Below are 26,271 nucleotides of genomic sequence, written 5' to 3'. Positions count from 1 at the left end.
TTTTCGCCTATCGCACACTGAAACTGGCAGATTGAAAAGAGGCATTTTCTGCAAGTCCAATTCAAGCTAGGTGAGCATTGTCTGTCATACGTCATGCCTGGAAAGTTAGTCGGGTTGGGTTGACTTGGCTTGTCAAAGCGACGCAGAGCAATGACCTGTAGGAAAAGGAGGTGCCCTCTGTCAGCTACCGAGTAACCTTTATGCCTGACTTAACTTCCTAACCAGCGTAGCCGCCATTAGCTTCAATGTTCTGCTCTCTACCTCAAACTCCTCATCTAGAGCGCGTATGACCTGCGCCCTGTCAAGAATGTAGCCAGCCAAAAAAACTGATTCAATTGATTCAATTGCATGAATGACAACCGACTCCTCTTCAGCTTTTAGAAGCGCTAGCAAAACGCGCAAAGCCCGCTCATCATCCGAGTCACCGAGAGACTCCGCGCACCGACCTCGCCAGACTTCAGACTTCGCCAGAAAAATAGATTCAAGTTCGTTCCAGCTTGAATTATCAAACTGAGAGATCTTGGAGGCCAAGATATCAATTCCTACATCCGACCAGTAATCTTCTGAACTTATTGAATCCAGCAAAAATTCATAGTCCTTCAACATACTACACCTATCAGAATTCGTCGGATCCGGAGCCGTGCATCGAAAACATTCGCAGTGATTTTAGGATAATTCGCCAGAACTTGCCCCTTGCGTCACGCAATCGCTGAGCTTACATAAGCGTCGCCCGTTTCTACGGCGACACTAGAAAGTCCTTCCAACCTCGTAAAGCCTTTTCGAAGTCGTCCAAGCTAATGGTGATTGAAAAATCCTCATCATAAAGCGAATAAATTTTCACTCCATCTTTCGATATATGAGCAGCCCAGGCATCACGAGCCCATTCCGTAAAAACTTTCTCGTCGCGTCTCACTGCCAATAGTCTATTCAACCCTTCATCCAACCAAGGAATGGTTTCGTTAAAAGGCACTCCACCATTGTCGATCAATAAGCATGCGAGAAGATCTACACCATCTACTCTCTCCACATCAGTGCTGCACCGAGGACTTGAGAATTCAGCTGACTCTTCCATAAAAAAACGAATGTTCATTTTAGCCCTCACGCCAATGGATGAAAGGTGCATGGACAGGACATATCCACGGTGAGTGAGAAAAGGGGCCAGATTAATTTATTCAGAAAATTTAAATTCGTCCCCTTTTTTGTCCTTTTCAAAACACATCGTTGATACCGGAGAAACTATCGAACCGAGCATGATGATGGAGATCGAGTCCATACATCTAGATCGCCGGCCTGCGCTATGCAGTATCATCGACATAACTGTTCGTACAAAGCTTACAAAATGTCTAATAATCGAAGATCTTCAACAAGGTCTACTGCCTCTTCCGGAGGCAGCTCTTTCAGCATAGAGGAAAGGTCAATCTGCTCGATCAGCATTAAGGCAGCATCCATATGATATTGTTTGACGCTCTCGGAAGATCGACCCGCAGAAAGAACAAGAGCTAAAATTTCAAGCATCAACTTCTCAACTGGCAGATCAAAGGAATTTTCGAGTTCGCTATAGGCAAAGCCTACCTCGCTTTCACCTTCGACCCAAGCGCTTCGATGCCTAAGCTTTACTCTGCAGTAGCTGTAGTAACTGCCCAAAAACCAAGACCTAATTTCAGCGTAAGTCACTCTTTCTTCCATCACGGAGTTTTCCTTGGTGGACGCAACATGACGCCCTGATTATCAAAAATATTCACAGCACGAAGAGGGGCCAAATTTATTTATCAAGAGAATTTAAATCCGCCCCCCTTTTTCCCTATGTACATATGACTCAGACAGATTATGCTCACAACAACCTTAGGAATTTTTAAGAAATCTCAGGGGCAATACTCAATTTTATAGCTATCGCCTAATTCCGCCTGCATTTCTTGGGCCAATAGGCACCCCTCGTTTACATGACGGACTTTCTCCTGCGGAGAGCAAAACCCAGAGTCGGGAGGATATTCGTCATTGAAAGTACTTTGATACTCATCATCCCACATCCTGATTTTATCGCTCAAACTTCGCGAAACAGGTAAATCTTCGATATCAACGTGCCCCATTTGATCTAGGTCAGGGCAAAATACCGGCCCAGCCAGATACTCATTCGCCAGCCTTAAGTTGATCATTTTAAAGGTTTCCATTTGCTTGCCGGATTCGCGCGCACTACGAAGCCAGAACGCGCCCAGATTGGCGCCAACCGTGGTCTTACCCGGCCCGCCTTTGGTTGAAACGACTGCAGCGACTTTCATGGGGCTTACCTCTGAATCGTGGGATTAGAGACGTCTTCATGCCTGCCACGCTGTGCGCTTCGATCACCCCGGCCAAATCCAAGGCAAAAAAAAGCCTGCATCTCTGCAGGCTTTTCTCTATCTGGCTCCACGACCTGGACTCGAACCAGGGACCCAATGATTAACAGTCATTTGCTCTACCAACTGAGCTATCGCGGAATGCGCCGTATGTTACTGATTAAAAAGAAGAAGTCAAGCATTCAGTGCGAACGTACCGGATGATCGGTCGTGAGTGGCTGTTCCTTGGCCAAATCCAGCCAGGCCCGCGCGGCGGGTGGCAGGTGGGCGCTGGCGCGCCAGGCCAGGGCGATGTGCCAGTCGGTGTGGGGTTCGTCCAGCGGGATCAGGGCGATGCCGGTGTGTTGATGCTTGTGCGCCAGCATGCGCGGCAGGAAGGCGACGCCCAGGCCCGCCGAGACCAGGTCGACGATAAAGTCGATCTGCCCGCTGCGGGCCGCGACCCGAGGGGTCACGCCTTTGCGTTCGCACGCGGCGAGGATCTTGGCGTTGAGGGCGAAGCCGGCTTCGAACAGGATGAACGGCGAGTCCGCCAGGTCGTTGAAGTCGATGCGCGTGTTTTGCGCCAGAGGGTGCTCCACGGGTAGCACGGCCATCAACGGTTCGTTGCGTACGGGCTGGTAGTCGAAACCTTCGTCCATCGGCAGCAGTAGCGCCGCCAGGTCGACCTCCCCCGCTTCCAGGCAGTCGCGCAGTTTTTTGCTGCCGTATTCGGTGAGTTCGATCTCGATGTCCGGATAGCGGCGGCGGTAGGTCGCAAACATCGCTGCAAACAACACACCGCAGCCCACTGGCGGCAAGCCGATGCGCAGTACGCCGCGCTTGAGGCCACGCAAGTCGTTGATCTCGGCCAGCAGGTCATTGTGCTCGGCAAGCAGCACCTGGGCGCGGCGGTAGGTCATTTCGCCAGCGGCGGTGAGTTCGTTCTTATGCCCGAGACGATTGAGCAGCGGCATGCCCAGTTCATCCTCCAGGGTCTTGACCGCCTTGCTCACCGTGGATTGGGTCAGGGACACAACCTCAGCCGCCTGGGAGAAACCGCCCTGGCGCACCACTTCGACAAAGGTGCGCAGTGTTCTGAGGTTCATCAGTATTCCTTTAGCGACTGGATGCTAGTTGAAAAAGTTGTTTTTATCATGCCAGAGCTTTGCTTATCGTGAACCCCCTTTGACCTGTGGAGTTTACGCTGATGATCATTTCGTCCGCTTCCGATTACCGTGAAGCCGCCCGACGCAAGCTGCCGCGCTTTCTGTTCGATTACATCGACGGTGGCGCCAACGCTGAGCACACGATGCGCGCCAACGGCACGGACTTGGCCGACATCAGCCTGCGCCAGCGCATCCTGCGTAATGTCGACAACCTGAGCCTGAAAAGCACGCTGTTCGGCCAGGAATTGGCGCTGCCGGTGATCCTCAGCCCGGTTGGCCTGACCGGCATGTATGCGCGTCGCGGTGAAGTGCAGGCGGCCAAGGCGGCGGCGAACAAAGGTATTCCGTTCTGCCTGTCGACAGTGTCGGTGTGCCCGATTGAAGAGGTCGCGTCGCAAAGCCCACAGGCGATCTGGTTCCAACTCTATGTGCTCAAGGACCGCGGTTTCATGCGCAATGCCCTGGAGCGTGCGCAGGCCGCCGGGGTCACGACGCTGGTATTCACCGTCGATATGCCCACGCCGGGTTCGCGTTACCGCGATGCGCACTCGGGCATGTCCGGGCCGTTCGCCGCTTCGCGCCGCATACTGCAAGCCGTGACCAAGCCGCAATGGGCCGTCGATGTCGGGTTGATGGGGCGCCCCCATGACCTGGGCAATATCTCCAAATACCTCGGCAAACCCACGCACCTGGAAGACTACATCGGCTGGCTGGCCAACAATTTCGATCCGTCGATCAGTTGGAAAGACCTGGAGTGGATCCGTGAATTCTGGAAGGGCCCGATGATCATCAAGGGCATCCTCGACCCGCAAGACGCCAAGGACGCCGTGAGTTTCGGCGCCGACGGCATCGTGGTCTCCAACCACGGCGGCCGGCAGTTGGATGGCGTGTTGTCCACCGCCAAGGCATTGCCGCCGATTGCCGAAGTGGTCGGGGACGATCTGACGGTGCTGGTGGACTCGGGTGTGCGCTCCGGGCTCGACGTGGTACGCATGCTCGCCCTCGGCGCCAAGGCGTGCCTGCTGGGACGTTCGACCGCCTACGCGCTGGCCGCCGAGGGTCAGCACGGCGTGGAAAACCTGCTGGATATCTTCGCCAAGGAAATGCGCGTGGCCATGACCCTGACCGGTGTGACCTCGATCGATCAGATCGACCGTACAACGCTGGTCAACCCATAGCCAAATAAATGGCGTCACTGGGCACCGTTGCACGTTGGCTGTATTTACAGCCATTTGATTTAAAAGGACTTTTATAAAAACAAAGGATTTGGCATGAATCTCGCTCTAACTTGTCTCAAGCAGGTTAGGCGATGACAAGACGTGTGGCAGTGCCCAGGGGTTATAACCCACTGCAAAGCGGTCTAAACTGTTTCCAATGTTTTACGGAACTGAGGGAACAGTACGACGCATGGCACTCGCCACTCTTATCGAGCCTGTAAGACAGTTCTGCGCTTAGAGGCTGATAGTTTATGAAAACACCGACCCATACCAACGCAATTGACTTCGACAGTGCCAAATTGCAACGCCTGGGTTTCGGTCAACCGTCCTCCCTGCCACGACGCCCCACCACAGTCGCGCAGCTGCGCCAGCAGTTGAGCATGCACTTGCAGACCAGCCTGGAACCGGAGCGGATCCTCGGCCTGTTTTTCCGCGAAATCCAACGCCTGGTCCCCCTGGACGCCCTGCAATATCACCACCAGGCCAGCGACCTGCGCCTGGAGTTTGGCCATCGCGGCCATCACTCGGTGAGCTACGCGCTGAGCCATGAAGGCGAGCACCTGGGCGAGTTGGTGTTCCGCCGCAACCAGCGCCTTCTGGAAGACGAACTGAGTCAGCTCGAATCCTTGCTGGCTACCCTGCTCTACCCGATGCGCAATGCCCTGCTCTATCGCGCGGCCACCCGCAGCGCGCTGCGCGATCCGTTGACGCAAACCGGTAACCGCATCGCCATGGATCAGACCCTGCAACGGGAAATCGACATGGCGCGTCGGCATTTGAACCCACTGTCGCTGCTGATGCTGGACATCGATCACTTCAAGGTCATCAACGACACCCATGGCCATACGGCCGGCGACAGCGTGTTGCGCACCGTGGCCCAGGCCATCAAGAGCCAGTTGCGTAACGTCGACATGGTGTTCAGGTTTGGCGGGGAAGAGTTTCTGATCCTGCTGTCCAACACCGGCCGGGACGCGGCGGCGCTGGTCGGCGAACGCCTGCGCAAGGCGGCACAAGCCCACGACTATTGGGCGGATGGGACAAGAATCGAATTGACCGTGAGCCTCGGTTGCTCGACCCTGCTGGCCGCAGAGTCGGCCGACAGCCTATTGCGCCGGGCCGACAGCGCCTTGTACGTGGCCAAGCGCGAAGGCCGCAACCGCTTGGCAATGGCGGGGTAAGCACCCCGCCATCACGTGTCACATCACGCCTCGCTGGCGACGCGCATCGGGCGCTCACGCGCGGCCGCAGGCGCTTTCTCTTTCTCCAGGCGCATGCAGCTTTCCAGGAACAGATACATGTAGTCGTAGCTCTTGCATACGGCTTGGCGCAGCTCGACCTGCAAGGCCTTGCTCGGGTTCATCCCGGCCAGGGTGCAGATGATTTCCAGTGCTTCCCACGGGTGGGCATCGTCGTACTGGGCATGCATCTTCAGCCACTTCATCGCACGCTTGCGTTCTTCTTCGGGGAAGGCCGCCGCGTAGACACCGGTGGAACACACCACGGCCGACCACTCCCCCGTCGCCCCTTCGATTGCATAGTTGGTCGCGGCCACGGCCACGATCAGCGAATCGGCCGAGCTGGTGTGCCAGCACCAGTGGCTGAGCGCATGCAATTCAGGCGGCACGTTCTGCGCCTGCAACTCCTCGAGGCTGACCCCATGGGCACGCGCCCAATGCACCCAATAATCGGCGTGGTTCAACTCGACGCGAATATTGCGCATCAGCCAACGTCGCGCCATATCCTCCCCAGGATGGCGGGCAAACTTGGTCTTGGTGAGGTTCTGTGCCATGTACAACGCAAACTGTTCAACCACCGGCCAGCCACCGATCAGGTAGTGGCGCATGGTCTTGGCGCTGAGCGTGTTGTCACGCATGCGCTGGTACAGTTCGTGCTCGACAACTCGGCGCTTGCTCTCGCTACAGTCCTGGATCAATTGCTGTGCCCAGGCTGGGTAACTTGAGGCTTCCATTAGCGGGCCGGTTCTGTTGAATGTGTCGATCACTATAAGGCTCCTTTTTTAGTGTGATAGTACAGACCAGCGTATGTTTCAGCGGAATGTGCCGGGCGCCCTGAATAACAGGGGCTGCGGTCGCACAGGTCGACACTGCAAGCTATCAAAGGTAAACAATTGCGGGCGTTCTATCAGGTAGCCCTGAGCGTAATCCACACCAATCTCAAGCAACGCCTGTTCGATGTGCGGTGTTTCAACAAACTCGGCAATTGTGCGCTTACCCATGACGTGGCCGATGTGATTGATCACTTCGACCATGGCGCGGTTAATCGGGTCGTCCAGCATATCCTTTACGAAACTTCCATCGATCTTCAGGAAGTCTACAGGTAAATGTTTGAGATAAGCGAATGAGGACATTCCGGCACAAAAGTCGTCGAGCGAGAAATGACAACCTAAGGCTTTGAGTTCATTAATAAAGCGAATTGCACTGCCCAGGTTGGCGATAGCACTGGTTTCGGTTATTTCAAAACAGATCATCGCCGGCGGTATACCGTAGTTATTGAATTTCTCACGTAAAAAGCCGAGAAAGTCGTCATCGCCGATGGTAATACCCGACAGATTGATCGCACACATCGCCATGGGCAGGCCCGGCCGCTCGCGCATGCAGTCGGCGATGATCTTGAACACATTATCCACCACCCAACGGTCCAGCGAGGTCATCAAGCCATAGCGCTCGGCGGCCGGGATAAAACTGTCGGGCAAGATGATGCGACCGCCTTCGTCATGCAGGCGCAGCAGGATTTCAATATGCCCGGTGCCGCCATCGGTATACCCCAGGGGCGCGATTTCCTGGGCGTACAAGCAAAACCGGTTTTCCTCCAGGGCCATGTGCAAGCGCTGCACCCAGGCCATCTCGCCAAACCGCAGGGACAGTTCCGAATCGTCGGCATGATAGACCTGCACCCGGTTGCGGCCCTTTTCCTTGGCCATGTAGCAGGCCATGTCCGCCGCTCGCAGTGACGTCTCCAGGGTGGTCGGGACCTGGGAGATATGCACCAGGCCAATGCTGACGGTGGTCATGAACGGCCGGCCTTTCCACACAAAATGCAGGCTTTGCACGGTATGGCGCAGGCTCTCGGCGATTTTCTCCGCCACCGGCGCCGGGCAGTTTTCCAGCAGGATGCCGAACTCGTCGCCGCCCAGGCGCGCCAGAGTGTCGCCGTCGCGCAGGTCCGATTGCAGGAGCGCGCAGATGTGCCGCAGCAGTTCATCGCCCGCTGCGTGGCCGCAGGTGTCGTTGACCAGCTTGAACTGGTCCAGGTCGAGGAACATCAACGCATGCCGTGGGTTCTGCTGGCGCCCCACGTGATGCAGCACCTGCTCCAGCCGGAACTCGAATTCGCGACGGTTGGCCAGGCCGGTCAACGCATCGTGGGTGGCCTGCCACGACAGGTTGGCGATGTACTGGCGCTCCTGGGTCATGTCATGCAGCACCAGCACGGCCCCGCTGACCTTGCCGGCACTGCAGATCGGCGCCCCCACCAGCGTCACCGAAACCGTGCTGCCGTCCAGGCGCTGGATCAGCTTGGAATGCTCGCTGCCACCACTGAGCCGGCCCTTGATGATGTGATCGATCAGGGTAAAACCGTCGGGCTCGGCGTTTTCGTCGAGCAGTTTGAACAACGCGGCCAGGGGCAGGCCCTGGGCCTGGGCCGACTTCCAGTGGGTCAACGCCTCGGCTGCCGGGTTCATGTAGGCGATGGCGCCATCGACGTCGGTGGTGATCACCCCATCGCCAATCGACTCCAGGGTGATCTGCGCACGCTCCTTTTCCGCCTGCAAGGCGTCGGCGAACGCATGACGCTGGGCCAGCAGTTTGTGGGTGCGCAACAGCGCCAGCACGATCAGGCCCAGTGCGGTCGCCAGGTTCGTGATCAGCAGCAGGCGCAGAATCATCCGCGAACCTTCGCCCAAGGCGTCGCTGAAGGCCTTGGCGGCCGGCGTCACGCCTTCATTGATCGCAGTGATGCGCGCCTTCCATTGCCGCACGTCGTTGCCGCTGAGGTGGTCGGCGCGGATCGCGCGGTGCATTTCCTGGGCCAGGTCATCCAGTTGCAGCAGGTAGCCGTCGCCGACCGTCCACAGCTCGATGGCTTTTTCCAGGTAGCTGAAATGGCGGAAGTTGAGGTACAGCCAGATCAGGCTGGAGACATCGTCAGGATGGTTACCGCCCTTGAGGATGCCCTGGCGGGCTGCGGCGATGTCGGGAGCGGGTTGGTCGAGGGCGATGCGCAGTTCATGCCCGCCCTGGGGCACGGCGATGGCTTGCTGGTACTTGAGGTAGGTGGTTTCGTCGCGGTTGTCGGCGTAGAGGGTCAGGTAATAGATGGCATCTTTCTGGCCCTTGGACCACAAGCTTTCGCCTGCCACGTAGCCGCGCACGGCCGAAAGCACGTAGAGACTGACGCAGCCTAACAATGCCTGGAACAGCACGACGGCGATAAAGGGCCACACAATGCCCAACAGCCGAGGCGTTCCGAGAGTCCGCTTTTGCTTCATGAAGTCCCTTGCACATGCACCGCTGGATACGCACGCGAAAAACCGCTTCCGATAGCTCAGCCTAGGCTAAATCAACGCACTTGTTGCAAGTGTCCATAAAGTTTTGCGTACAGCCCGCCGTCGGCGATCAGTTGTTGATGATCACCATCCTCGGCAATGTGCCCGCCGTCAAACACCAAGACTCGGTCTGCCTGCTTAACCGCCGACAGACGGTGGGCGATGATCAGTGTAGTACGCCCGCTGAGAAACCGCGCCAGCGCCTGGTGCAGGTTGTACTCGGTGGCGGCGTCGAGGGCGGAAGTCGCTTCGTCGAGGATCACCACCTTCGGCTCGGCCAGGACCATCCGCGCAATCGCCAGGCGTTGCCGCTGGCCGCCGGAAAACCGCACCCCGGAACGCCCCACCACACTGTCCAGGCCCATCGGCAGTGCCTTGACGGTAGCATCCAGCTGGGCAATTTCCAGTGCCTGCCAGCAGGCCTGGTCGCTGCGGGTGCGCCCCATGGTCAGGTTGGCGCGCACGGTGTCGTTGAACAACGCCGGGTGTTGCAGCACCACGGCGACGTTCTCGCGGATGGTCTCCAGGCCGATTTCCTGCTGGGTCGCACCGCCGAAGCGGATGCTGCCCGCCTGCGGCGTGTACAACCCCAGCAGCAACTGCACCAGGGTGCTCTTGCCGCCACCGCTGGCGCCGACGATCGCGACCTTCTCGCCCGGCGCAATGGCCAGGTTCAGTTGGTCGAGCACCAGGTCTTCGCCATAGCCGAAATTCAGCCCGCGGACTTCGATACCGACCGTTTCCCGCCCGCTGAACGGGTCTTCGCCGCCGGCGTATTGCGGCTCGTCGGCCCGTGCCAATAGCTCGTTGATCCGCGTCAGCGCGCCGCCCGCCGCGTAATAGGCGTATTGCAGGTTAAGCAGTTGCTCCACCGGGCCGATCATGAACCACAGGTAGCTGAACACCGCGAGCATCTGGCCGATGGACAGGTCGGAAAACAGCACGGTGAGCATCGCCGCCGCGCGGAAGATGTCGATGCCGAACTGGAACAGCAAGCCACTGGCGCGGCTGGACGCATCGGTTTTCCACTGCGAGTGCACCGCATAGTCACGCACTTCCTGGGCGCGCTGGCCCAGGCGGCCCAGGAAAAACCCCTGGCGGTTGCCGGCGCGCACTTCCTGGATCGCATCCAGGGTTTCGGTCAGGGCTTGAGTGAACCGCGAGGTGCTGTCGTTCTCGAGTTTCTTCAAGTGCTTGACCCGTTTGCCCAACTGCACCGTGGCGTAGATCACCAACGGGTTGAACAGCAGGATCAGCAGCGCCAGCTGCCAATGCATCCACACCAGGATCGCCGACGTGCCCACCAAGGTGAGCATCGCCACGAGGAAACGGCTGAGGGTTTCACCGACGAATTTGTCCAGGGTGTCCAGGTCGGTGACCAAATGGGTGGTGACCGTGCCGCTGCCCAGGCTTTCGTATTCCCCCAGGGAGATGCGCTTGAGCCGCTCGATCAAGCGCACGCGGATGCGGTACACGATGTCCTTGGCCAGCCGCGCAAACAGCCGCGCCTGCACCACGTTGAACACCAGCGCGCCGCAGCGCAGGAACAACGTCACCAGCAGCATCAGGCCGATATAACCGGCGGCTTTCTGCCAGCCCAGCGGCAGCGCGTGGTTCATCACCTTGAGCGCGGCGTCGCCGTGGCCGAGCAGCACTTCATCGACCAGCAGCGGCAACAGCAGCGGGATAGGCACGCTGCACAGGGTCGCCAGGACGGCGACGCCATTGGCGATCCACAGGGATTTCTTGTGACGCAGGGCCAGGCGGCGGATCTCCGCCCAGGTCAGTCGATCAGTGCGCTGGGCCGGTTCATGCACAGGTGGCTCGCTCCAGCCATCGGCCCAGTAGCGGCGACAGCTCGGCCAGCGGCTGGTAGCCGTTGGTCAGCAAAGCCAGCTGGCCATTGCGCTCGGCCAGCAGCGTCGGAAAACCGGCGATGCCCAGGTCCTGCACCCAGGTGAAATCGGCAGCCGTGGCCGCATGCTGCTCGGCACGGTCGAAGGCACCGGCAAACTCGATACGCGGGATGCCCGCCTGTTCGGCCAGGTCCACCAGCACGCTGGCGAGGGTCACGTCGCGGCCCTCGACATAAAACGCGCGCTGGATCAGCCCCAGCAACGTCCACGCACAATCCGGCGCCAGGCTGCGCGCGGTGACGATGGCGCGACACGCAGGCTCCGTGTCATACACAAAACCGTCGGGCAACGCGCCTTCGCGCTTGAACGGCTGGCCGGTAGCGCCGGTCACCGCCTGCCAGTGTTCGAGGATGTAGCGCCGCGTGGTCGGCTCCAACGCCGCACCGCTGCCGGTGCGCAAGCCGCCCACCACCAGGTGCAGTTCCACACCGGCGGCCCGGGCCTGCTCCACCAAGGCTTCGGCTACCGGGGCAAACCCCCAGCACCAGGAACACATCGGGTCCATTACATAGAGCAAGCGCGCGGACATGGCTCAGGCCTCGGAAGGGGATTGCTTGTAGTTGAAGCCAATCGGGTGCGGCATATTGCGGGCCTTGGCCAGCTCGATCTGCTTCTGCCGGTCGATCGCGCTACGGCGGGTCTTCTCCGGCAGCTTGTCCCAGCAATGCGGGCAGCTGATGCCGGCCACGTAGTGCTCGGACGCGCGGTCTTCGACACTCACGGGTGTGCGGCAGGCATGACATTGATCGTAGTCGCCTTCGCTCAAGTCGTGGCGCACGGTCACGCGATTATCGAAAACAAAGCAGTCGCCCTGCCACTTGGTTTCGGCCTGCGGCACCTCTTCGAGGTACTTCAGGATGCCGCCCTTGAGGTGATACACCTCATCGAAGCCTTCGCTGAGCATGTAGCTGGAGGCCTTTTCGCAACGAATACCGCCGGTGCAGAACATGGCGACTTTCTTGTGCTTGGCCGGGTCGAAGTTGGCTTTGATGTAGTCGGGAAATTCGCGAAAACTGGTGGTTTTCGGGTCGATTGCGCCTTCAAAGGTGCCGATCGACACTTCGTAGTCGTTGCGGGTGTCGATCAACAGCACTTCCGGGTCGCTGATCAATGCGTTCCAGTCCTGCGGATCCACGTAGGTGCCGACTTTCTTGTTCGGGTCGACGCCTTCGACGCCCAGGGTCACGATCTCTTTCTTGAGCTTGACCTTGGTGCGGTAGAACGGCTGGTCGTCGCAGTAGGATTCTTTGTGGTCGATGTCGACCATGCGCGGGTCGTTCTTCAGCCAGGCCATCAGGCCATCAATGCCTTCGCGGCTACCGGAAACGGTGCCGTTGATGCCTTCTTCGGCGATCAGCAAGGTGCCTTTGATGCCGTTGTCGACCATCGCCTGCAGCAGTGGCTCGCGCAGGGCGACGTAATCTTCGAGGGTGACGAACTTATACAGTGCCGCCACGACAATCGGTTGAGTCATGGGTGTTCTCTCCAGGTGGCTACCCTCGTAAAGGGTGAACCGGATGCAAAAAAAAACGCGCCGACTGAGCGGCGCGTTGCGGATTCTAACAAATGCCCGGTGTCAGAGACACCCGATCATCAATCATGCCCGCCGGCGCAGGTCGGCGAGGCCGGGGCTGCGTCGATTTTCGCCCATTCTTCAGGCGTGTAGGTATGCAGCGCCAGCGCATGAAACTCGCTCATCAGGTCACCCAGGGTGGCGTAGACCGTCTGGTGGCGCTTGACGCGGTTAAGCCCCTCGAACTGTGGGCTGACCAGCACGGCCTTGAAGTGGGTCTGCAACCCACGGCTGTGCATGTGGCTTTCATCCAGCACGCTCAAGTGGTCCGAGCCCAGGGCGGCGAGCGCCGTTTCGATACGCTGTTGCATGGTCATTCCTGCTTACTTCTTCTTGGCCGGTGCGGCGGCTTTCGGCGCCAGCTCGTTGGTCATGTCGTCCAACAGCTTGTTCACCACCGGCACGGCGCTTTCCAGCTTGGCCTGGGTCATCTGGGCCGATTGCTGGGTCAGTTGCGGCATTTTTTCGAGGACCTTCTTGCCCAATGGCGATTGGTAGAAAGCCACCAGGTCCTTGAGTTCGGATTCGCTGAAGTTGGTGGTGTAGAGCTTGACCATGTCCGGTTTCAGCTTGTCCCAGCCAATGGCCTTGTCCAGGGCGGCGTTGGCCTTGGCCTGGTAGCTGTCCAGCACGGACTGCTTGGCGGCAGGTGCCTTGGTCTGTTCGAAACGCTGGGCGAACATTTGCTGCACTTGCATGTACACCGGGGTACCCAGCTTGTCGGCGTGGGCCAGGGTAAGGAAGGCTTCGGCACTGGCGTTGTGGCTGGCGGTATCGGCAAAAACCTGGCCGCTGGCGCAAACCAGAGCAACCGCGGTACAGATGGCACGAAGACGAGTCATCGAGTTTCCTTTTCTAGCAGGCGAGGTAAGACCCCAAGGGCGCCCATTCTGCGCCTAAAAAACCTCGCGGCTCAACCCCGGGCCTTGCCGGGCAAGGATTCCGCGCGGATGAATCCGATGAAAAGTCTTTTAGGGAACCCCACCGGCCGATCACGGCCTAAACTGCGCAAACCGATCTCAAGGAGTGTGCCCGATGAGCCGTATCGAAACCGACAGCCTGGGAGACGTAGAAGTCCCGGATGACGCTTACTGGGGCGCGCAGACCCAACGTTCACTGGTGAATTTCGCCATCGGCGAGCAACGCATGCCGCTGGCGGTGTTGCACGCCCTGGCGCTGATCAAGAAGGCCGCCGCGCGGGTCAACGACCGTAACGGCGACCTGCCCGCCGACATCGCCCGCCTGATCGAACAGGCCGCCGACGAAGTCCTCGCAGGCAGGCACGACGACCAGTTCCCGCTGGTGGTCTGGCAGACCGGCAGCGGCACCCAGAGCAACATGAACGCCAATGAAGTCATCGCGGGCCGCGCCAATGAGCTGTCGGGCAAATCCCGTGGCGGCAAGAGCCCGGTGCATCCCAACGACCATGTGAACCGCTCCCAGAGTTCCAACGATTGCTTTCCCACGGCGATGAGCATTGCGGCGGTCCAGGCGATACACCAACGCTTGCTGCCAGCCATTGCCGCCCTCTCCGGTGGCCTGGCCGAACAGGCTGCACGGCATATGAAGCTGGTGAAGACCGGCCGTACCCACATGATGGATGCCACGCCGATCACCTTCGGCCAGGAGCTCTCGGCGTTCATCGCCCAGCTCGACTACGCCGAACGCGCCGTGCGCAGCGCCCTGCCCGCGGTGTGCGAGCTGGCCCAGGGTGGCACTGCGGTGGGCACCGGGCTGAACGCGCCCCATGGCTTTGGCGAGGCGATTGCCTCCGAGCTGGCGGCGTTGTCCGGGCTCCCTTTCGTCACCGCGCCGAACAAGTTTGCCGCCCTCTCCGGCCATGAGCCGCTGGTGACCCTGCACGGCGCCCTGAAAACCCTCGCGGTGGCGTTGATGAAAATCGCCAACGACCTGCGCCTGCTGGGCTCCGGCCCGCGTGCCGGGTTTGCCGAGGTCAAGTTGCCCGCCAACGAGCCTGGCAGTTCGATCATGCCGGGCAAGGTCAACCCGACCCAGTGCGAAGCCCTGTCGATGCTGGCCTGCCAGGTGCTGGGCAATGACGTGACCATCGGCCTCGCCGCCAGCCAGGGTCACTTGCAGTTGAACGTGTACAAACCGGTGATCATCCACAACCTGCTGGAATCGATCCGTCTGCTGGCCGACGGCTGCAACAACTTCCAGGAACATTGCGTGGCTGGGCTTGCGCCCGACGCCGGACAAATGGCCGAACACCTGGAGCGCGGGCTGATGCTGGTGACAGCGCTCAACCCGCATATCGGCTACGACAAATCGGCCGAAATCGCCAAGAAAGCCTACGCCGAAGGGCTGACGCTACGGGAAGCCGCCCTGGCGCTGGGCTACCTCACCGATGCCGAGTTCGATCTGTGGGTGCGCCCGGAAAACATGCTGGGAGCCTAAGACGCCATGCGCAACCGCCGGGCCTTGAGCCCGGCCATCAATGAAGGCGCCAGCGCCACGGTCGCCGAGCCCAGCACCACCACCAACGCCCCGGCATACCCCAGGGCGTTGATCTCTTCGGCCTGCACATAATCCGGCCACCACCACGCTGCCACCGCCACCGCAACAAAAGTCACCAACGGCGTGAGCGCCAGAGTCGCACTGACCCGTGAGGCTTCCCAATGCGCCAATGCTTCGGCAAACGCACCGTAAGCCACCAGGGTATTCATGCAGCACGCCAGCAACAGCCATGCTTGCAGCGGGCTCAGGTCCAAGGCTTCCAACGGGTGTGCCCACGGCGTAAGCAACACGGCGCAACACAGGTAGATCACCATCATCACTTGCAGCGAATTCCATGCGGTGAGCAATTGCTTCTGGCCCAAGGCGTAGAACACCCAAATGGTGGTGGCCAGCAGGACGGTCAGAACGCCCGCCGTGTAATCGCCAAGGGACGTCAGCAACTCCTCCAGGCGTTGATTGAAGAACAAACCAAAGCCACAGATCAGCACGATCAGGCCAAGCACCTGGCCCAGGCTGAAGCGCTCCTTGAACACAAACACACTGGCGACCATCAAAAAGATCGGGCCCATCTGCACCACCAATTGCGCGGTGCCGGGGCTGAGCAGTTGCAAGCCCACCAGGTACAACACGTAGTTGCCCACCAGGCCACACACAGCCATGCCCACCAGCCAGCCGCCCTTGGGGCCGAGCACCTTGTGGCTGGGCAGGCGCTTGGTCAGTGCGAGGTAGAAGAACAGACACCCACCGGCAACGGTGAGGCGAAACCACGTGACGGTGATCGGGTCCATCACCTGCAGCACCTGCTTGAGTTTGATCGGCAGGATGCCCCACAGGAACGCGGTCAGCAGGGTCAACAGAAAGCCATAGACCCAGCGGCCGGAAGAGATGTGCATGAGTGCCCCAGAAGCCAGAGGAAGTGGAGCCGCATTCTAGGGGCAAGAACACGACTCGCGATACGCTGCAGTTCAAATGTGGGAGCGGGCTTGCTCGCGAATGCAGGGTGTCAGTCGCTGCATGTATTGGCTGACACACCGCATTCGCGAGCAAGCCCGCTCCCACAATTTGATCCGGTTTCTTCAGTAGCCTTAGCGTACGGCTTCGAACAGGCCGGTGGCCCCCATGCCGCCGCCCACACACATGGTGACAATGCCGTAGCGCAGGTTGCGCCGCTGCAACTCACGCACCAGATGCCCCACCTGCCGCGAACCGGTCATGCCGAACGGATGCCCGATGGAGATCGAACCGCCATTGACGTTGTACCTGGCATTGTCGATTTCCAGACGATTGCGCGCATACAGGCACTGGGACGCAAACGCTTCGTTCAACTCCCACAGATCAATGTCCGCCACCTGCAAACCCTTGGCCTTGAGCAACTTGGGCACCGAGAACACCGGGCCGATGCCCATTTCGTCCGGCTCACAACCGGCCACGGCGAAACCACGGAAAAACGCCTTGGGCTTGAGCCCCAGCTCCAGGGCTTTTTCCAGGCTCATCACCAGGGTCATCGACGCACCGTCGGACAACTGCGACGAGTTACCCGCCGTCACCGAACCGTCGTCGGCAAACACCGGCTTCAAGCCTTGCAGGCTGGCCAAGGTGGTATCGGGGCGGTTGCAATCGTCGCGGTCGACCACACCGTCGAGGATCTGCACCGCACCGGAGTTCTTGTCCTCGACCTTGTACTTGACCGCCATCGGCACGATCTCATCGTCGAACAAACCATCGGCCTGGGCCTGGGCCGTACGCTGCTGGCTTTGCAGGGCGTACAGGTCCTGCTCTTCACGGCTGACGTTGTAGCGGCGGGCGACGATCTCGGCGGTCTGGCCCATGGGGAAATAGATACCCGGCACCTGCTCTTTGAGCAGCGGGTTGATCAGGTTGTCGGTGTTGACGCTTTTCATGGTCAGGCTGATGGACTCGACTCCACCGGCAACGATGATGTCGCTGCACCCCGAAGCAATCTGGTTGGCCGCAATCGCAATCGCCTGCAAGCCCGACGAGCAGAAACGGTTGAGGGTCATCCCCGCCGTGCCGGTGCCCAGTTGCGACAATACCGCCACGTTGCGCCCGATGTTGTAGCCCTGGGCGCCCTCGTTGGAACCCGCGCCAACGATGCAATCTTCCACGGCGGCCGGGTCGATGCCGTTGCGGCTGAGCAGCGCGTTGACGCAATGGGCCGCCATGTCATCGGGGCGGGTCTGGTTGAACTTGCCGCGAAAGGATTTGGCCAGGCCGGTTCGCACGCTGTCGACGATCACTACTTCACGCATGGGCTACCTCGATCTTGTCATTGTTGGGAGATGGATCGAGCATAGATCCAGCTGATTCCAACCGCGACGATCATTCACCCGGCGTATGCAAAAGCATGGGGACAAAAATCATCCCCTGCTGAACTGCCATCCCCGTAGTGAGCGGGCTTGCCCCGCGCCGGGTGGCGAAGCCGCCCCAAATCGATCCGCCGCGGTGTATCAGGAAGACCGAGGTGCCTGGGTTTGGGGCGGCTTCGCCACCCAGCGCGGGCAAGCCCGCTCACTACAACAGGCGAGGCGGGGTCCGTCACGAGTCGGTTATTTGTGTTTCTTTTTGGCGTGCTTGTCGGACTTGGCAAACGCCTCCTCCAGCGCCAGGTTGATGGTGCGCAGCACCTTGACCCGCGCCCAGCGTTTGTCGTTGGCCTCCACCAGCGTCCAGGGCGAGACTTCAGTGCTGGTACGGTCGACCATATCGCCGACGGCCCCACGGTAGTCATCCCATTTGTCACGGTTGCGCCAGTCGTCTTCGGTGATCTTGAAGCGCTTGAACGGGATTTCCTCGCGGGCCTGGAAGCGCTCCAACTGAGTGTCCTTGTCGATCGCCAGCCAGAACTTGACCACGATCACCCCCGCGTCGCGCAGTTGCTCTTCGAAGTCATTGATTTCGCCATAGGCGCGCATCCAGTCGGCGGAGGTGCAGAAGCCTTCAATACGCTCCACCAGCACGCGGCCGTACCACGAGCGATCGAACACGGTGAACATGCCGCGCGCCGGGATCTTCTGCCAGAAGCGCCACAGGTACGGTTGGGCGCGTTCGTCTTCACTCGGCGCGGCGATCGGCACGATGTGGTACTGGCGCGGGTCGAGCGCGGCCGCGACACGGCGGATCGCCCCGCCCTTGCCTGCCGCATCGTTGCCTTCAAACACCGTGACCAGCGCGTGCTTGCGCATGCGTTTGTCGCGCATCAGGCCGGACAGCCGCGCCTGCTCGGTGATCAGCTGTTCTTCGTAATCGTCCTTTTCCAGGCGCTGGCTCAGGTCGAGGCTGTCGAGCAGGCTTTTCTTGTCCACCGACGCAATCAACGGCGCCGGGTTCATGCCGCTGGCCTTGCCCTTGGGCAGTTTCAGGGCGTTCTGGATGCCTTCGAGCAGCAGCTTGCCCACGGTGAGGCTGCGGTAATTGGCGTCGACACCTTCGATCACATGCCACGGCGCATAGTCGCGGCTGGTGCGGCGCAGCACGCGCTCGCCAAAGTGCACGAACTTGTCGTAGGTCTCGGACTGCTGCCAGTCCAGCGGGCTGATGCGCCAGCTGTGCAGCGGGTCGTCGGCCAGGGCCTTGAGCCGTGCCTTCATCTGCTTCTTGGAGAGGTGGAACCAAAACTTGAAGATCAGCGCGCCTTCATCGCAGAGCATCTTTTCCAGGCGTTCGGCGCCGGCGATGGCCTGGTCCAGGCGGGCGTCCTTGATCTGCCCGTGCACCCGGCCTTGCAGCATCTGGCTGTACCAGTTGCCAAAGAACACGCCCATGCGCCCCTTGGCCGGCAACTGTCGCCAGTAGCGCCAGGCCGGTGGGCGGGCCAGTTCTTCATCGGTCTGCTGGTCGAAGGTGCGCACCTCGATCAGGCGTGGGTCCATCCATTCATTCAGCAGCTTGACCGTCTCGCCCTTGCCGGCGCCTTCGATGCCGTTGATCAGGATGATCACCGGGAAGCGCTTTTGCTGTTGCAGCTCGTACTGCACCTCCAACAAGGCTTCGCGCAGGGCGGGCACTTCGGCGTCGTAGGTGTCTTTGTCGATGGCGTGACCGATTTCGGCGGATTCGAACATGGGCAGCTCCGTTTCAAGATGGCTCAAGACTAGCGGATTGGGCAGCAACACGCGGGAGGAAATTCCACCGGCGCTTGCCGTGGGTCAATTCATTCCCCATTGATCGGCTAGAATGACGGCCTTGTGTTTACCGAGCCGCCCATGAACCCCATCACCCACGCCCAGCTCGACTGGGACGAACAAGGTCGCCCGCACTCGCGGGTCTTCGACGACGTGTACTTCTCCGACCAGTCGGGCCTTGAAGAAACCCGCTATGTGTTCCTCGAACAGAACCGCTTGCAGGAACGCTTTGCGGCCTTGCCGGTGGGTGGGCGGTTGGTGATTGGCGAAACCGGCTTCGGCACGGGCCTGAATTTCCTGTGCGCCTGGCAGCTGTTCGAACAGCACGCGGTGGCCGGGGCGCGGCTGCATTTTGTCAGCGTGGAAAAATACCCGCTGAGCCACGCCGACCTGCAACGTGCCCTCGCCCTCTGGCCTGAGTTGCAGCCATTCGCCGAGCAACTGCTCCAGCAGTACGTCGCCATCCACCAGGGTTTCCAGCGCCTGGTGCTGGACAACGGCCGCGTGACCCTGACCCTGTTGATCGGCGACGTACTGGAGCAATTGCCGCAACTGGATGCGCAGGTCGATGCATGGTTTCTCGACGGCTTCGCACCAGCGAAAAACCCCGAGATGTGGACCGCCGAGCTGTTTGCCGAACTGGCACGCCTGGCCGCGCCGGGCTCGACCATCAGCACCTTCACCAGCACCGGCTGGGTGCGACGACTGATCAACGCCGCCGGGTTCAAGATGAAGCGCACGCCGGGCATCGGCCATAAGTGGGAGATCCTGCGCGGCGAGTTTCTCGGCTGGCCCGAAACAGCCCCGCTGCCCACCCGCGCCAAACCCTGGTTCGCCCGCCCTGTGCCCGTGGAAGGCGAACGCAAGGCCTTGGTCATCGGCGGCGGCCTGGCCGGTTGCGCCACGGCCGCCAGCCTGGCAGCGCGGGGTTGGCAAGTGAGCCTGCTAGAGCGGCATGCCGCACTCGCCCAGGAAGCCTCGGGCAACCCCCAGGGCGTGCTTTACCTCAAGCTCTCGGCCCATGGCACCGCGTTGTCGCAAATGATCGTCGCCGGTTTCGGCCACACGCGCCGACTGCTGGAGCACTTGCATCGCGGCGTGGACTGGGACGGCTGCGGTGTATTGCAACTGGCCTTCGACACCAAGGAAGCCCAGCGCCAGGCACAGCTTGCGCAAGCCTTTGCGCCAGACCTGTTGCACCTGCTTGACCGCGACCAGGCGCAAGCCAGAGCCGGTATTGCGCTGGAACACGGTGGCTTGTTTTTCCCTGAAGGCGGTTGGGTACATCCCCCCGCGCTGTGTCAATGGCAAGCCAGCCAAACCGGCATTACGGTGCTGCCCCACACCCATGTGCTCGACCTGCGCCGCGTCGACGATCACTGGCAAGCCTGGGACGGTGAACACCTGCTGGCCAGCGCCCCCGTGGTGGTCCTGGCCGGCGCCGCCGAGGTCCAGCGTTTCGCTGACCTGCCCCTCAAGCGCATTCGCGGGCAGATCACGCGTCTGCCACAGACTGCCGAGAGCCAGGCCCTGAGCACCGTGGTGTGTGCCGAAGGTTACGTCGCCCCGCCGCGCCTGGGCGAACACACCCTGGGGGCCAGCTTCGACTTCAAGAACGAAGACCTCACCCCCACGGCTGCCGACCACGCCGGCAACCTGACGATGCTGCACGACATCTCCACCGATCTGGCCCAGCGCCTGCACGCCGACACGCTCGACCCCAGCGTATTGCAAGGCCGCGCTGCGTTCCGCTGCACCAGCCCGGATTACTTGCCGATTGTCGGGCCGCTGGCCGACAGCATGGCGTTCAACCAGGCCTACGCAGTATTGCGCAAGGACGCACGCAGCGTTCCGGACACAGCCTGCCCTTGGCTCGACGGCTTGTACGTCAACAGCGGCCACGGCTCCCGCGGCCTGATCACCGCACCACTGTCTGCCGAGCTGCTCGCGGCCTGGCTCGATGACGAACCCTTGCCCGTGCCCCGCAGCGTAGCTGACGCCTGCCACCCCAATCGGTTTGCCGTGCGCGGGCTGGTGCGCAGCAACGCGAACAAGGCCTGACTAGATGCAGCCCTTCAGTTCGCCTTGCTTCAAGGCGTCCAGGGTCAAGCGCTCCAGTTCGGTTTTCTCGGCCTTCTCCTGCTCCCGAAGAATGATGTTCATCTGCTCGCGGTAACTGGCGTCGTCCAGCGTAAGGCTTTGGTCGAACACCGCTTGCAGCCGTCCATCAAAGGGCTCGTTCAAGCCCTCGAACCTGGCCGCATGCGTGCGCTTGAGGTACTGCGTCCAGAACGGTAGTTCCACCAGGTACTTCATTAGCTTTGGCGAGAGTTCGGCAGCCCTGACCCGGCTTTCCGCCTCCTCCAGATTGGCGGCGGTCACCCCGCCAAGGCTGGCAAAGCGCATATGCCGTGGCTGCCCAGGCAGATGGAACCGTTCAACCAGGCCTGTGCGGAACGCCAGGCTGACTTCCAACGGGTCGACCAAGGGATGTTCGAGGCTGTGGTTATGGGCCAGCCGCTCAAGCTGGTCGAGACGAAACAATCCTTTGGCCAACTTCAACAGCGGCGTGGCGGTCAGGCGCCCGGTTGCCGCCAGCCGGGCGGCCTCGCGAATTTCCACCAGCACCTCCAGGCTGCTGAAATTGACTGCCGCGGCATCATCGCAATTGAGAGGGGTTGCGGCGCGCTCGAAGATTTCCTCGCGCAACTCGGCGTCTTTGCCGGTGGCCTCGAGTACGCGCCAGACGCGCCGATCCATGTCTTCGCGGACCTGAGCAGCATCCGCCGTACCGCCCAGTTCGGCGAGCAGGGTGAACAAACCGTCCGAGCCCGGCTCGTCCCTCAACCCCGCCCAGGTCTGGTCCTTTTCGGTGTAGCCGGCCACCCGCTCATCCGACAGCCACAGGTCGCGTGCCCTCTGTTCCGTCAGGCGAGCGAGGTCGTCCTCCAGAAACCCCATGCCCACACCATGGGCACTGCGGTAGTTGCGCAGTAACTGCTGACTGCGCACATCCAGAGGGTTATGCCGCAGATTGATCGTCTGGGCATAGCTGCGCGGCGCCTCGAACAACCAGGCGGGCAATACACTGATATCGTTTTCCCTAAGGTCGAGGGTTTCCAGATACGGCAGGCGGGCAACGCCCTTGGGGAACTCCGTGAGACGACAATTGCGCAGCATCAACTCGCGCAGCACGAACAGCTGACTGACGTCGGGCGGGTCCAGCAGCGGGTTGTTGTTCAGGTTCAACACTTGCAGGCTGCGCAGCCCGGCCAGTGTGGCACGCGAGTATTCATTCAGTTGCAGGCCGTTGTTGGCCATGCACAGGTACTCCAGCTGCGGCATCTGCGCCAGCACTTGGGGAATCCGCTTGACCTGGTTGTCCGCCAGGTTCAGGGACATCAGGTTTTTGAAGTGTTTGAGAAAGTAGGCCACCCTATCGTCCAGGCCCATGTTGCCAAGGGACAACAGCCGCGCCCCATCAAAGCTGACTTGCGGCGGCAACGTCGGCAAGGGGTCATGCAGCATACCGTCCAGCGACAGGCCCGGCACTTTCCTGGCGTTATGATCGAGCAGGCTCGTCATGCGCTTCCAGCCGTGCTCAATGGCCTTGGCCACCTGATGGCGGCTCAAGCGGTAGTCCCTGTGTGATGTAACCTCAGGGTTTTCCGCAGAACGGTCACTGCGCCAGATTTTCAAGGCTCGGTGCAACGCGTCGAACTGCTGCTCCAGCGCCTCCACGAACTTGGCCCGCCCGAGATGATCAACGCCCGCGTCCTGAATAATGTTGGTCAGCTTGTGGTCATCCTCCAGGGGATAGAGTTTCCTCAGCTTGCGCATCAATGCCGGCTCGGCCTCTGACAGGCCTGGCGGCGCCGCCTGGAAACAGGGGAGTGGGTCGGGCTCGACCGCAGCCCAGTCGGAACGCAGGTAGGCCGCTACCCGTCTGCGTTGACTCTGGGTGCTCGAGCGTATGCGACTGAGCAACTGCTGGGGCGCCGACTCGCCCATCAGGTTCATGCTTGTGCGATGGCGCGCGGGCAATGCATCCACCAAGGCCTGGTAGAACCCATAAGGGCCATCGGCTCGGCCTGACAGCGGCCGACCCACCTCATCGAACGCCTGGACCCCCTCCTCAGTCTCCACCAACGTGCGTTGGACAGTGGCCGAGGGGCTCCCCACCCGGGCCATCACCTCGCCGCGCACGCTTTGCCGGCGAAGTTGCACTGACAGGTCCCGTGGCCACCCCGCCAAGTCCTGCGCCGCCCCGAGGGCAATGCGACGGGTGTCGGGCAGCGCCTGCTCCGGCAGGTACAGACCGGTCAGGGCGCGATCCTCGTGCATTCGCTCAAGCGCGCCGTGCGCGCGCTCGGCCATACCCAACGGCACACGGCCGGTCTTGCGCAAACGCTGGCGCTGGACGTCCGGAGATTCGATCAGCACTTCCCTGGCCAAGCGGTTGGAAAGCCTGGGATGTGCCTCTTTCAGAGACTGCAACTCGCCCTCGGCCACGCCCTCCTGATCCAGATAGAGTTTGTGCGTCAGCACCTGGTGATGCGCCTTGAGAGTTTCCAGCAAACGCCGCTCCAACACCGGCTGCGCCTGGTCCCGCGGGATACTCTCACCGAGCAGCGCATGACGTTCTTCATCGTTCAACGCCTGCAGTACGGTCTGCATCACCCGGCCCTCCTTAAGCTCGTGCTGGGTGATATGGATGCTCAGGTCTTCGTAATCGAAAGGCTCAAGATCCGGATGGCGCTCCAGCAAATACTCCTCATCATCCAACACTTCGAAAAAGCGCCCTTTGGGCCAACCCGGCATCATCGGAATCACCAGCAACTGGGTGCGCGCAGTGTCGACCGAGGGCGACTCACCTCGTTGCAGCTGGCTGATCAGGTCGACGACTTTCTGATGCTGCTTGACCCGCACCACACAATCCTGGAAGCGCTCCGGCAGCGCTTCATGCCCCCGGGCCAGGCGCCGCGCTTCGGGGATGGTCATATCCGTGATGCCGGCAATGGTGTCCAACTGCTCGCCATTGATCTCTTCAAGGCTGGGATCGAGACGCTTCAAGCTGTAGCGCAAGTCCTGCCAGTGCTCCGGGCGTTCGAAAGCGTGCTGCCAGCCACCACGATAATTGTGATACAGCGGCGGACGGTAGGCCGTAGGGCGCAGCGGATGGTTGATCCGCCATTGGCCAATGCCGGGGTCGAAGCCGATCGAATACAGCGCCCCGTCGATCTTGATCCACGACTGCCCTTTTGACTGATACAGGCCCTTACTGTTGGTAACCCAGCGCGCATCCTTGGCGGGCGCTTGCCGGTAGGGCGCCAGGCGCGGGCGCCATAAACCCGGACGCGCGTCCGTGCGGGTAATGGCCTCGACCTTATTGAAGAAATCCGTCGAGGGTTCGCGCGGTTTCAACGCACCGACTATTCGCCCCCCCGCCGCGAACGCCACCATGGCCGCCAGGCTTTCTGCGATGTTGACCAGATGCCGCAAGGCCTCGGTACTGTCGTCATCCAGCCAGTCCTCGACACCGTCGAACACCTCGCCCAACAGTTGCCCGATGGCCACGCCGGTCATCAGTTGGCCCAGCACCGGCACCATCAAGGCTGCAACGTTCAAGATATTCAGGCCCGCCTCCAGGTAGCCTTGCCAGCGAGCCTCGTCAGCGTCCTGGTCGACCTGCAACGTCGGCACTGCCAGGGCAAGGGCATCGCGCTGGATTTTTCCGGTGTAGGCATGGAAAAAGAACGCCGAAAATTCACTGGTCGTCGGTACGGGCTCCAACCGCCCCAGACGTTTGTTCACGTCGAAACGCTCAAAGAAGCCCAGGCGGTCGTTTTCATCCAGGTACTGCTGGAAAACCTCGCGATAACTGGCCACCTGCAACTTCAACGTGAGGTAAAGCCGGAAGTCCTCCAGGGATTCGTACTCATACCAGGGCCTGAAGGGCTCATTGGGCATGTACACCAGGAACGCCCCGCCCCCGAGCTTGCCGGGGTCGTCGTCACACACCACCAACACGCTCCACAGGCAGGTGCTATCGATGTTCAGGCCTTGCCATATCAGGGGTTTTTCCAGTGGGGTCAGGTACGCCAGCTCACTGGCGGGGCGGTCGGCCTTGATCAACTTGAGCATGCGCTCGCCCAACGCCGCGCTGACATGCTCCTTGGCGCAGGCAATGTGCAGGTCGATCTGCATGTCGAGGTTCTTCGATTGGCCAATATGCGTGGCCGCCGTGTTGTAGCTCAAGCCACTGTTTTGCAGTGGATCCGTCGGTTGTGGCAAGCCAAAGACGTCGCACAGATGGCGTTGGTAGGCCCCCCCCAGGTCCAGTTCGCGACAGTACTCGACGAACTGTTGCACCGTGAGGTCCGGTATTGGCTTGCCCGTGGCGGCTGAACGGATCACCGCCCGCGGCGACATGCCGCCCCTTCTGGCCCGGGCGGCGTCGAAGTTCTGCATGGCGGCTTGCACCAGGCTGCGTTTTTCCCAGGTGGTGGTTTCGATCAACGCGCCACCCAGGTCGGGGGTAACGCCTGTCAGGCTACGTCTTGGCAGCTCCAGGCGATCCTGCTTTACATCCACCTGCTCCACGCCTTTGCTCAGCAGAAAGGTATGCAACCGCTCGGCACAGAACTCATCCAGGGGCTGCACGCGCTGCAGGAGCGCCTTGAGTTGGCGTCGCGGTTGCTGGCTGTCGCGATGGGCTTGCTCAAGGGCAGCCAGGGTGGCGGGCCTGGCTTCCACCAACCACGGCGGCAGGGTGCTGCGCAGCACCCGTGCCTTGTCCAGGTCACCGGTCATGTCCAACACGACTGCCAACAGTTCATCTTCAGTCACAGGTTCCGTGACTGCACTCAAATCGCGTTTCTCCGTCATGGGTAGGCG

At 60.7% G+C, this 26,271-nt stretch carries 20 protein-coding genes and 1 tRNA gene; 4 read left to right on the top strand and 17 right to left on the bottom strand.

Annotated elements, in window-relative coordinates; all coding sequences use genetic code 11:
- Positions 1–198: 198 nt before the first annotated feature.
- From LIY36_RS05770 to LIY36_RS05745, 6 genes are all read right to left on the bottom strand, one after another.
- Positions 199–606, bottom strand: coding sequence for a HEAT repeat domain-containing protein (locus tag LIY36_RS05770; RefSeq protein WP_226455071.1), 408 nt, complete (start codon positions 604–606; stop codon positions 199–201).
- A gap of 130 nt (positions 607–736) precedes the next feature.
- Positions 737–1,090 carry a hypothetical protein gene (locus LIY36_RS05765; RefSeq protein WP_226455070.1) on the bottom strand — a complete coding sequence of 118 codons (354 nt, stop codon included), beginning with the start codon at positions 1,088–1,090 and terminating at the stop codon, positions 737–739.
- A gap of 242 nt (positions 1,091–1,332) precedes the next feature.
- The gene (gene imm2 / locus LIY36_RS05760) at positions 1,333–1,686 is read right to left on the bottom strand and encodes an Imm2 family immunity protein (RefSeq protein ID WP_226455222.1); all 354 of its coding nucleotides are present in this window, start codon (positions 1,684–1,686) and stop codon (positions 1,333–1,335) included.
- Positions 1,687–1,862: 176 nt separating this feature from the next.
- Entirely contained in the window at positions 1,863–2,276 is a 414-nt protein-coding gene (locus LIY36_RS05755) for a ParA family protein (RefSeq protein ID WP_226455069.1), read from the bottom strand.
- A 122-nt stretch (positions 2,277–2,398) separates the two neighbouring features.
- Positions 2,399–2,474 (bottom strand) — tRNA-Asn (locus tag LIY36_RS05750).
- A gap of 41 nt (positions 2,475–2,515) precedes the next feature.
- Positions 2,516–3,421, bottom strand: a complete 906-nt coding sequence (locus tag LIY36_RS05745) for a LysR family transcriptional regulator (protein ID WP_192296896.1) — start codon at positions 3,419–3,421, stop codon at positions 2,516–2,518.
- A gap of 101 nt (positions 3,422–3,522) precedes the next feature.
- On the opposite strand from LIY36_RS05745, the gene lldD reads away from it, so the two are divergent.
- Positions 3,523–4,659 (top strand): FMN-dependent L-lactate dehydrogenase LldD, encoded by a 1,137-nt coding sequence (gene lldD / locus LIY36_RS05740; protein WP_226455068.1) that lies wholly within the window; start codon positions 3,523–3,525, stop codon positions 4,657–4,659.
- A 290-nt stretch (positions 4,660–4,949) separates the two neighbouring features.
- Positions 4,950–5,876 carry a GGDEF domain-containing protein gene (locus tag LIY36_RS05735; RefSeq protein WP_226455067.1) on the top strand — a complete coding sequence of 309 codons (927 nt, stop codon included), beginning with the start codon at positions 4,950–4,952 and terminating at the stop codon, positions 5,874–5,876.
- Positions 5,877–5,899: 23 nt separating this feature from the next.
- Here the strand turns inward: LIY36_RS05735 and LIY36_RS05730 are convergent, their stop codons facing one another.
- The 7 genes from LIY36_RS05730 to LIY36_RS05700 form a co-directional block, all read right to left on the bottom strand.
- Positions 5,900–6,667, bottom strand: coding sequence for an iron-containing redox enzyme family protein (locus LIY36_RS05730; protein ID WP_230412706.1), 768 nt, complete (start codon positions 6,665–6,667; stop codon positions 5,900–5,902).
- 78 nt (positions 6,668–6,745) lie between these two features.
- The gene (locus LIY36_RS05725) at positions 6,746–9,208 is read right to left on the bottom strand and encodes an EAL domain-containing protein (protein ID WP_226455065.1); all 2,463 of its coding nucleotides are present in this window, start codon (positions 9,206–9,208) and stop codon (positions 6,746–6,748) included.
- A gap of 71 nt (positions 9,209–9,279) precedes the next feature.
- Positions 9,280–11,082, bottom strand: coding sequence for an ABC transporter ATP-binding protein (locus LIY36_RS05720; RefSeq protein WP_192296901.1), 1,803 nt, complete (start codon positions 11,080–11,082; stop codon positions 9,280–9,282).
- Positions 11,075–11,677: a DsbA family protein gene (locus LIY36_RS05715; RefSeq protein ID WP_226455221.1), complete on the bottom strand. Its 603-nt coding sequence runs from the start codon at positions 11,675–11,677 to the stop codon at positions 11,075–11,077. The genes LIY36_RS05720 and LIY36_RS05715 overlap by 8 nt, the downstream gene beginning before the upstream one ends.
- 36 nt (positions 11,678–11,713) lie before the next feature.
- Positions 11,714–12,655 (bottom strand): oxygen-dependent tRNA uridine(34) hydroxylase TrhO, encoded by a 942-nt coding sequence (gene trhO / locus LIY36_RS05710; protein ID WP_226455064.1) that lies wholly within the window; start codon positions 12,653–12,655, stop codon positions 11,714–11,716.
- A 119-nt stretch (positions 12,656–12,774) separates the two neighbouring features.
- On the bottom strand, positions 12,775–13,071 hold the full coding sequence (locus LIY36_RS05705) for a BolA family protein (RefSeq protein ID WP_226455063.1): 297 nt from the start codon (positions 13,069–13,071) through the stop codon (positions 12,775–12,777).
- Positions 13,072–13,077: 6 nt separating this feature from the next.
- A complete protein-coding gene (locus LIY36_RS05700; protein ID WP_192296904.1) occupies positions 13,078–13,596 on the bottom strand; it encodes a DUF2059 domain-containing protein in 519 nt (172 codons plus the stop codon).
- A gap of 193 nt (positions 13,597–13,789) precedes the next feature.
- Between LIY36_RS05700 and LIY36_RS05695 the strand changes: the two genes are divergently transcribed.
- Positions 13,790–15,172: a class II fumarate hydratase gene (locus tag LIY36_RS05695; protein ID WP_226455062.1), complete on the top strand. Its 1,383-nt coding sequence runs from the start codon at positions 13,790–13,792 to the stop codon at positions 15,170–15,172.
- On the opposite strand, the gene LIY36_RS05690 is transcribed toward LIY36_RS05695, so the two are convergent.
- The 3 genes from LIY36_RS05690 to pap form a co-directional block, all read right to left on the bottom strand.
- Positions 15,169–16,125, bottom strand: coding sequence for a DMT family transporter (locus LIY36_RS05690; RefSeq protein ID WP_192296906.1), 957 nt, complete (start codon positions 16,123–16,125; stop codon positions 15,169–15,171). The genes LIY36_RS05695 and LIY36_RS05690 overlap by 4 nt on opposite strands.
- 192 nt (positions 16,126–16,317) lie before the next feature.
- Complete coding sequence (locus tag LIY36_RS05685; RefSeq protein ID WP_226455061.1) at positions 16,318–17,502, bottom strand: thiolase family protein; 1,185 nt, start codon at positions 17,500–17,502, stop codon at positions 16,318–16,320.
- A gap of 297 nt (positions 17,503–17,799) precedes the next feature.
- Positions 17,800–19,314 (bottom strand): polyphosphate:AMP phosphotransferase, encoded by a 1,515-nt coding sequence (pap, locus tag LIY36_RS05680; protein WP_226455060.1) that lies wholly within the window; start codon positions 19,312–19,314, stop codon positions 17,800–17,802.
- Positions 19,315–19,455: 141 nt separating this feature from the next.
- Between pap and mnmC the strand changes: the two genes are divergently transcribed.
- Entirely contained in the window at positions 19,456–21,435 is a 1,980-nt protein-coding gene (gene mnmC / locus LIY36_RS05675) for a bifunctional tRNA (5-methylaminomethyl-2-thiouridine)(34)-methyltransferase MnmD/FAD-dependent 5-carboxymethylaminomethyl-2-thiouridine(34) oxidoreductase MnmC (protein WP_226455059.1), read from the top strand.
- Here mnmC and LIY36_RS05670 read toward each other — a convergent pair whose 3' ends face one another.
- Positions 21,436–26,262, bottom strand: coding sequence for an NEL-type E3 ubiquitin ligase domain-containing protein (locus tag LIY36_RS05670; protein ID WP_226455058.1), 4,827 nt, complete (start codon positions 26,260–26,262; stop codon positions 21,436–21,438).
- Between the last annotated feature and the right edge of the window lie 9 nt (positions 26,263–26,271).

This window comes from Pseudomonas sp. AF03-9 (genome assembly GCF_020515815.1).
In the GTDB taxonomy this organism is placed as follows: domain Bacteria; phylum Pseudomonadota; class Gammaproteobacteria; order Pseudomonadales; family Pseudomonadaceae; genus Aquipseudomonas.
This window is presented reverse-complemented; position numbering and strand designations above follow the sequence as displayed.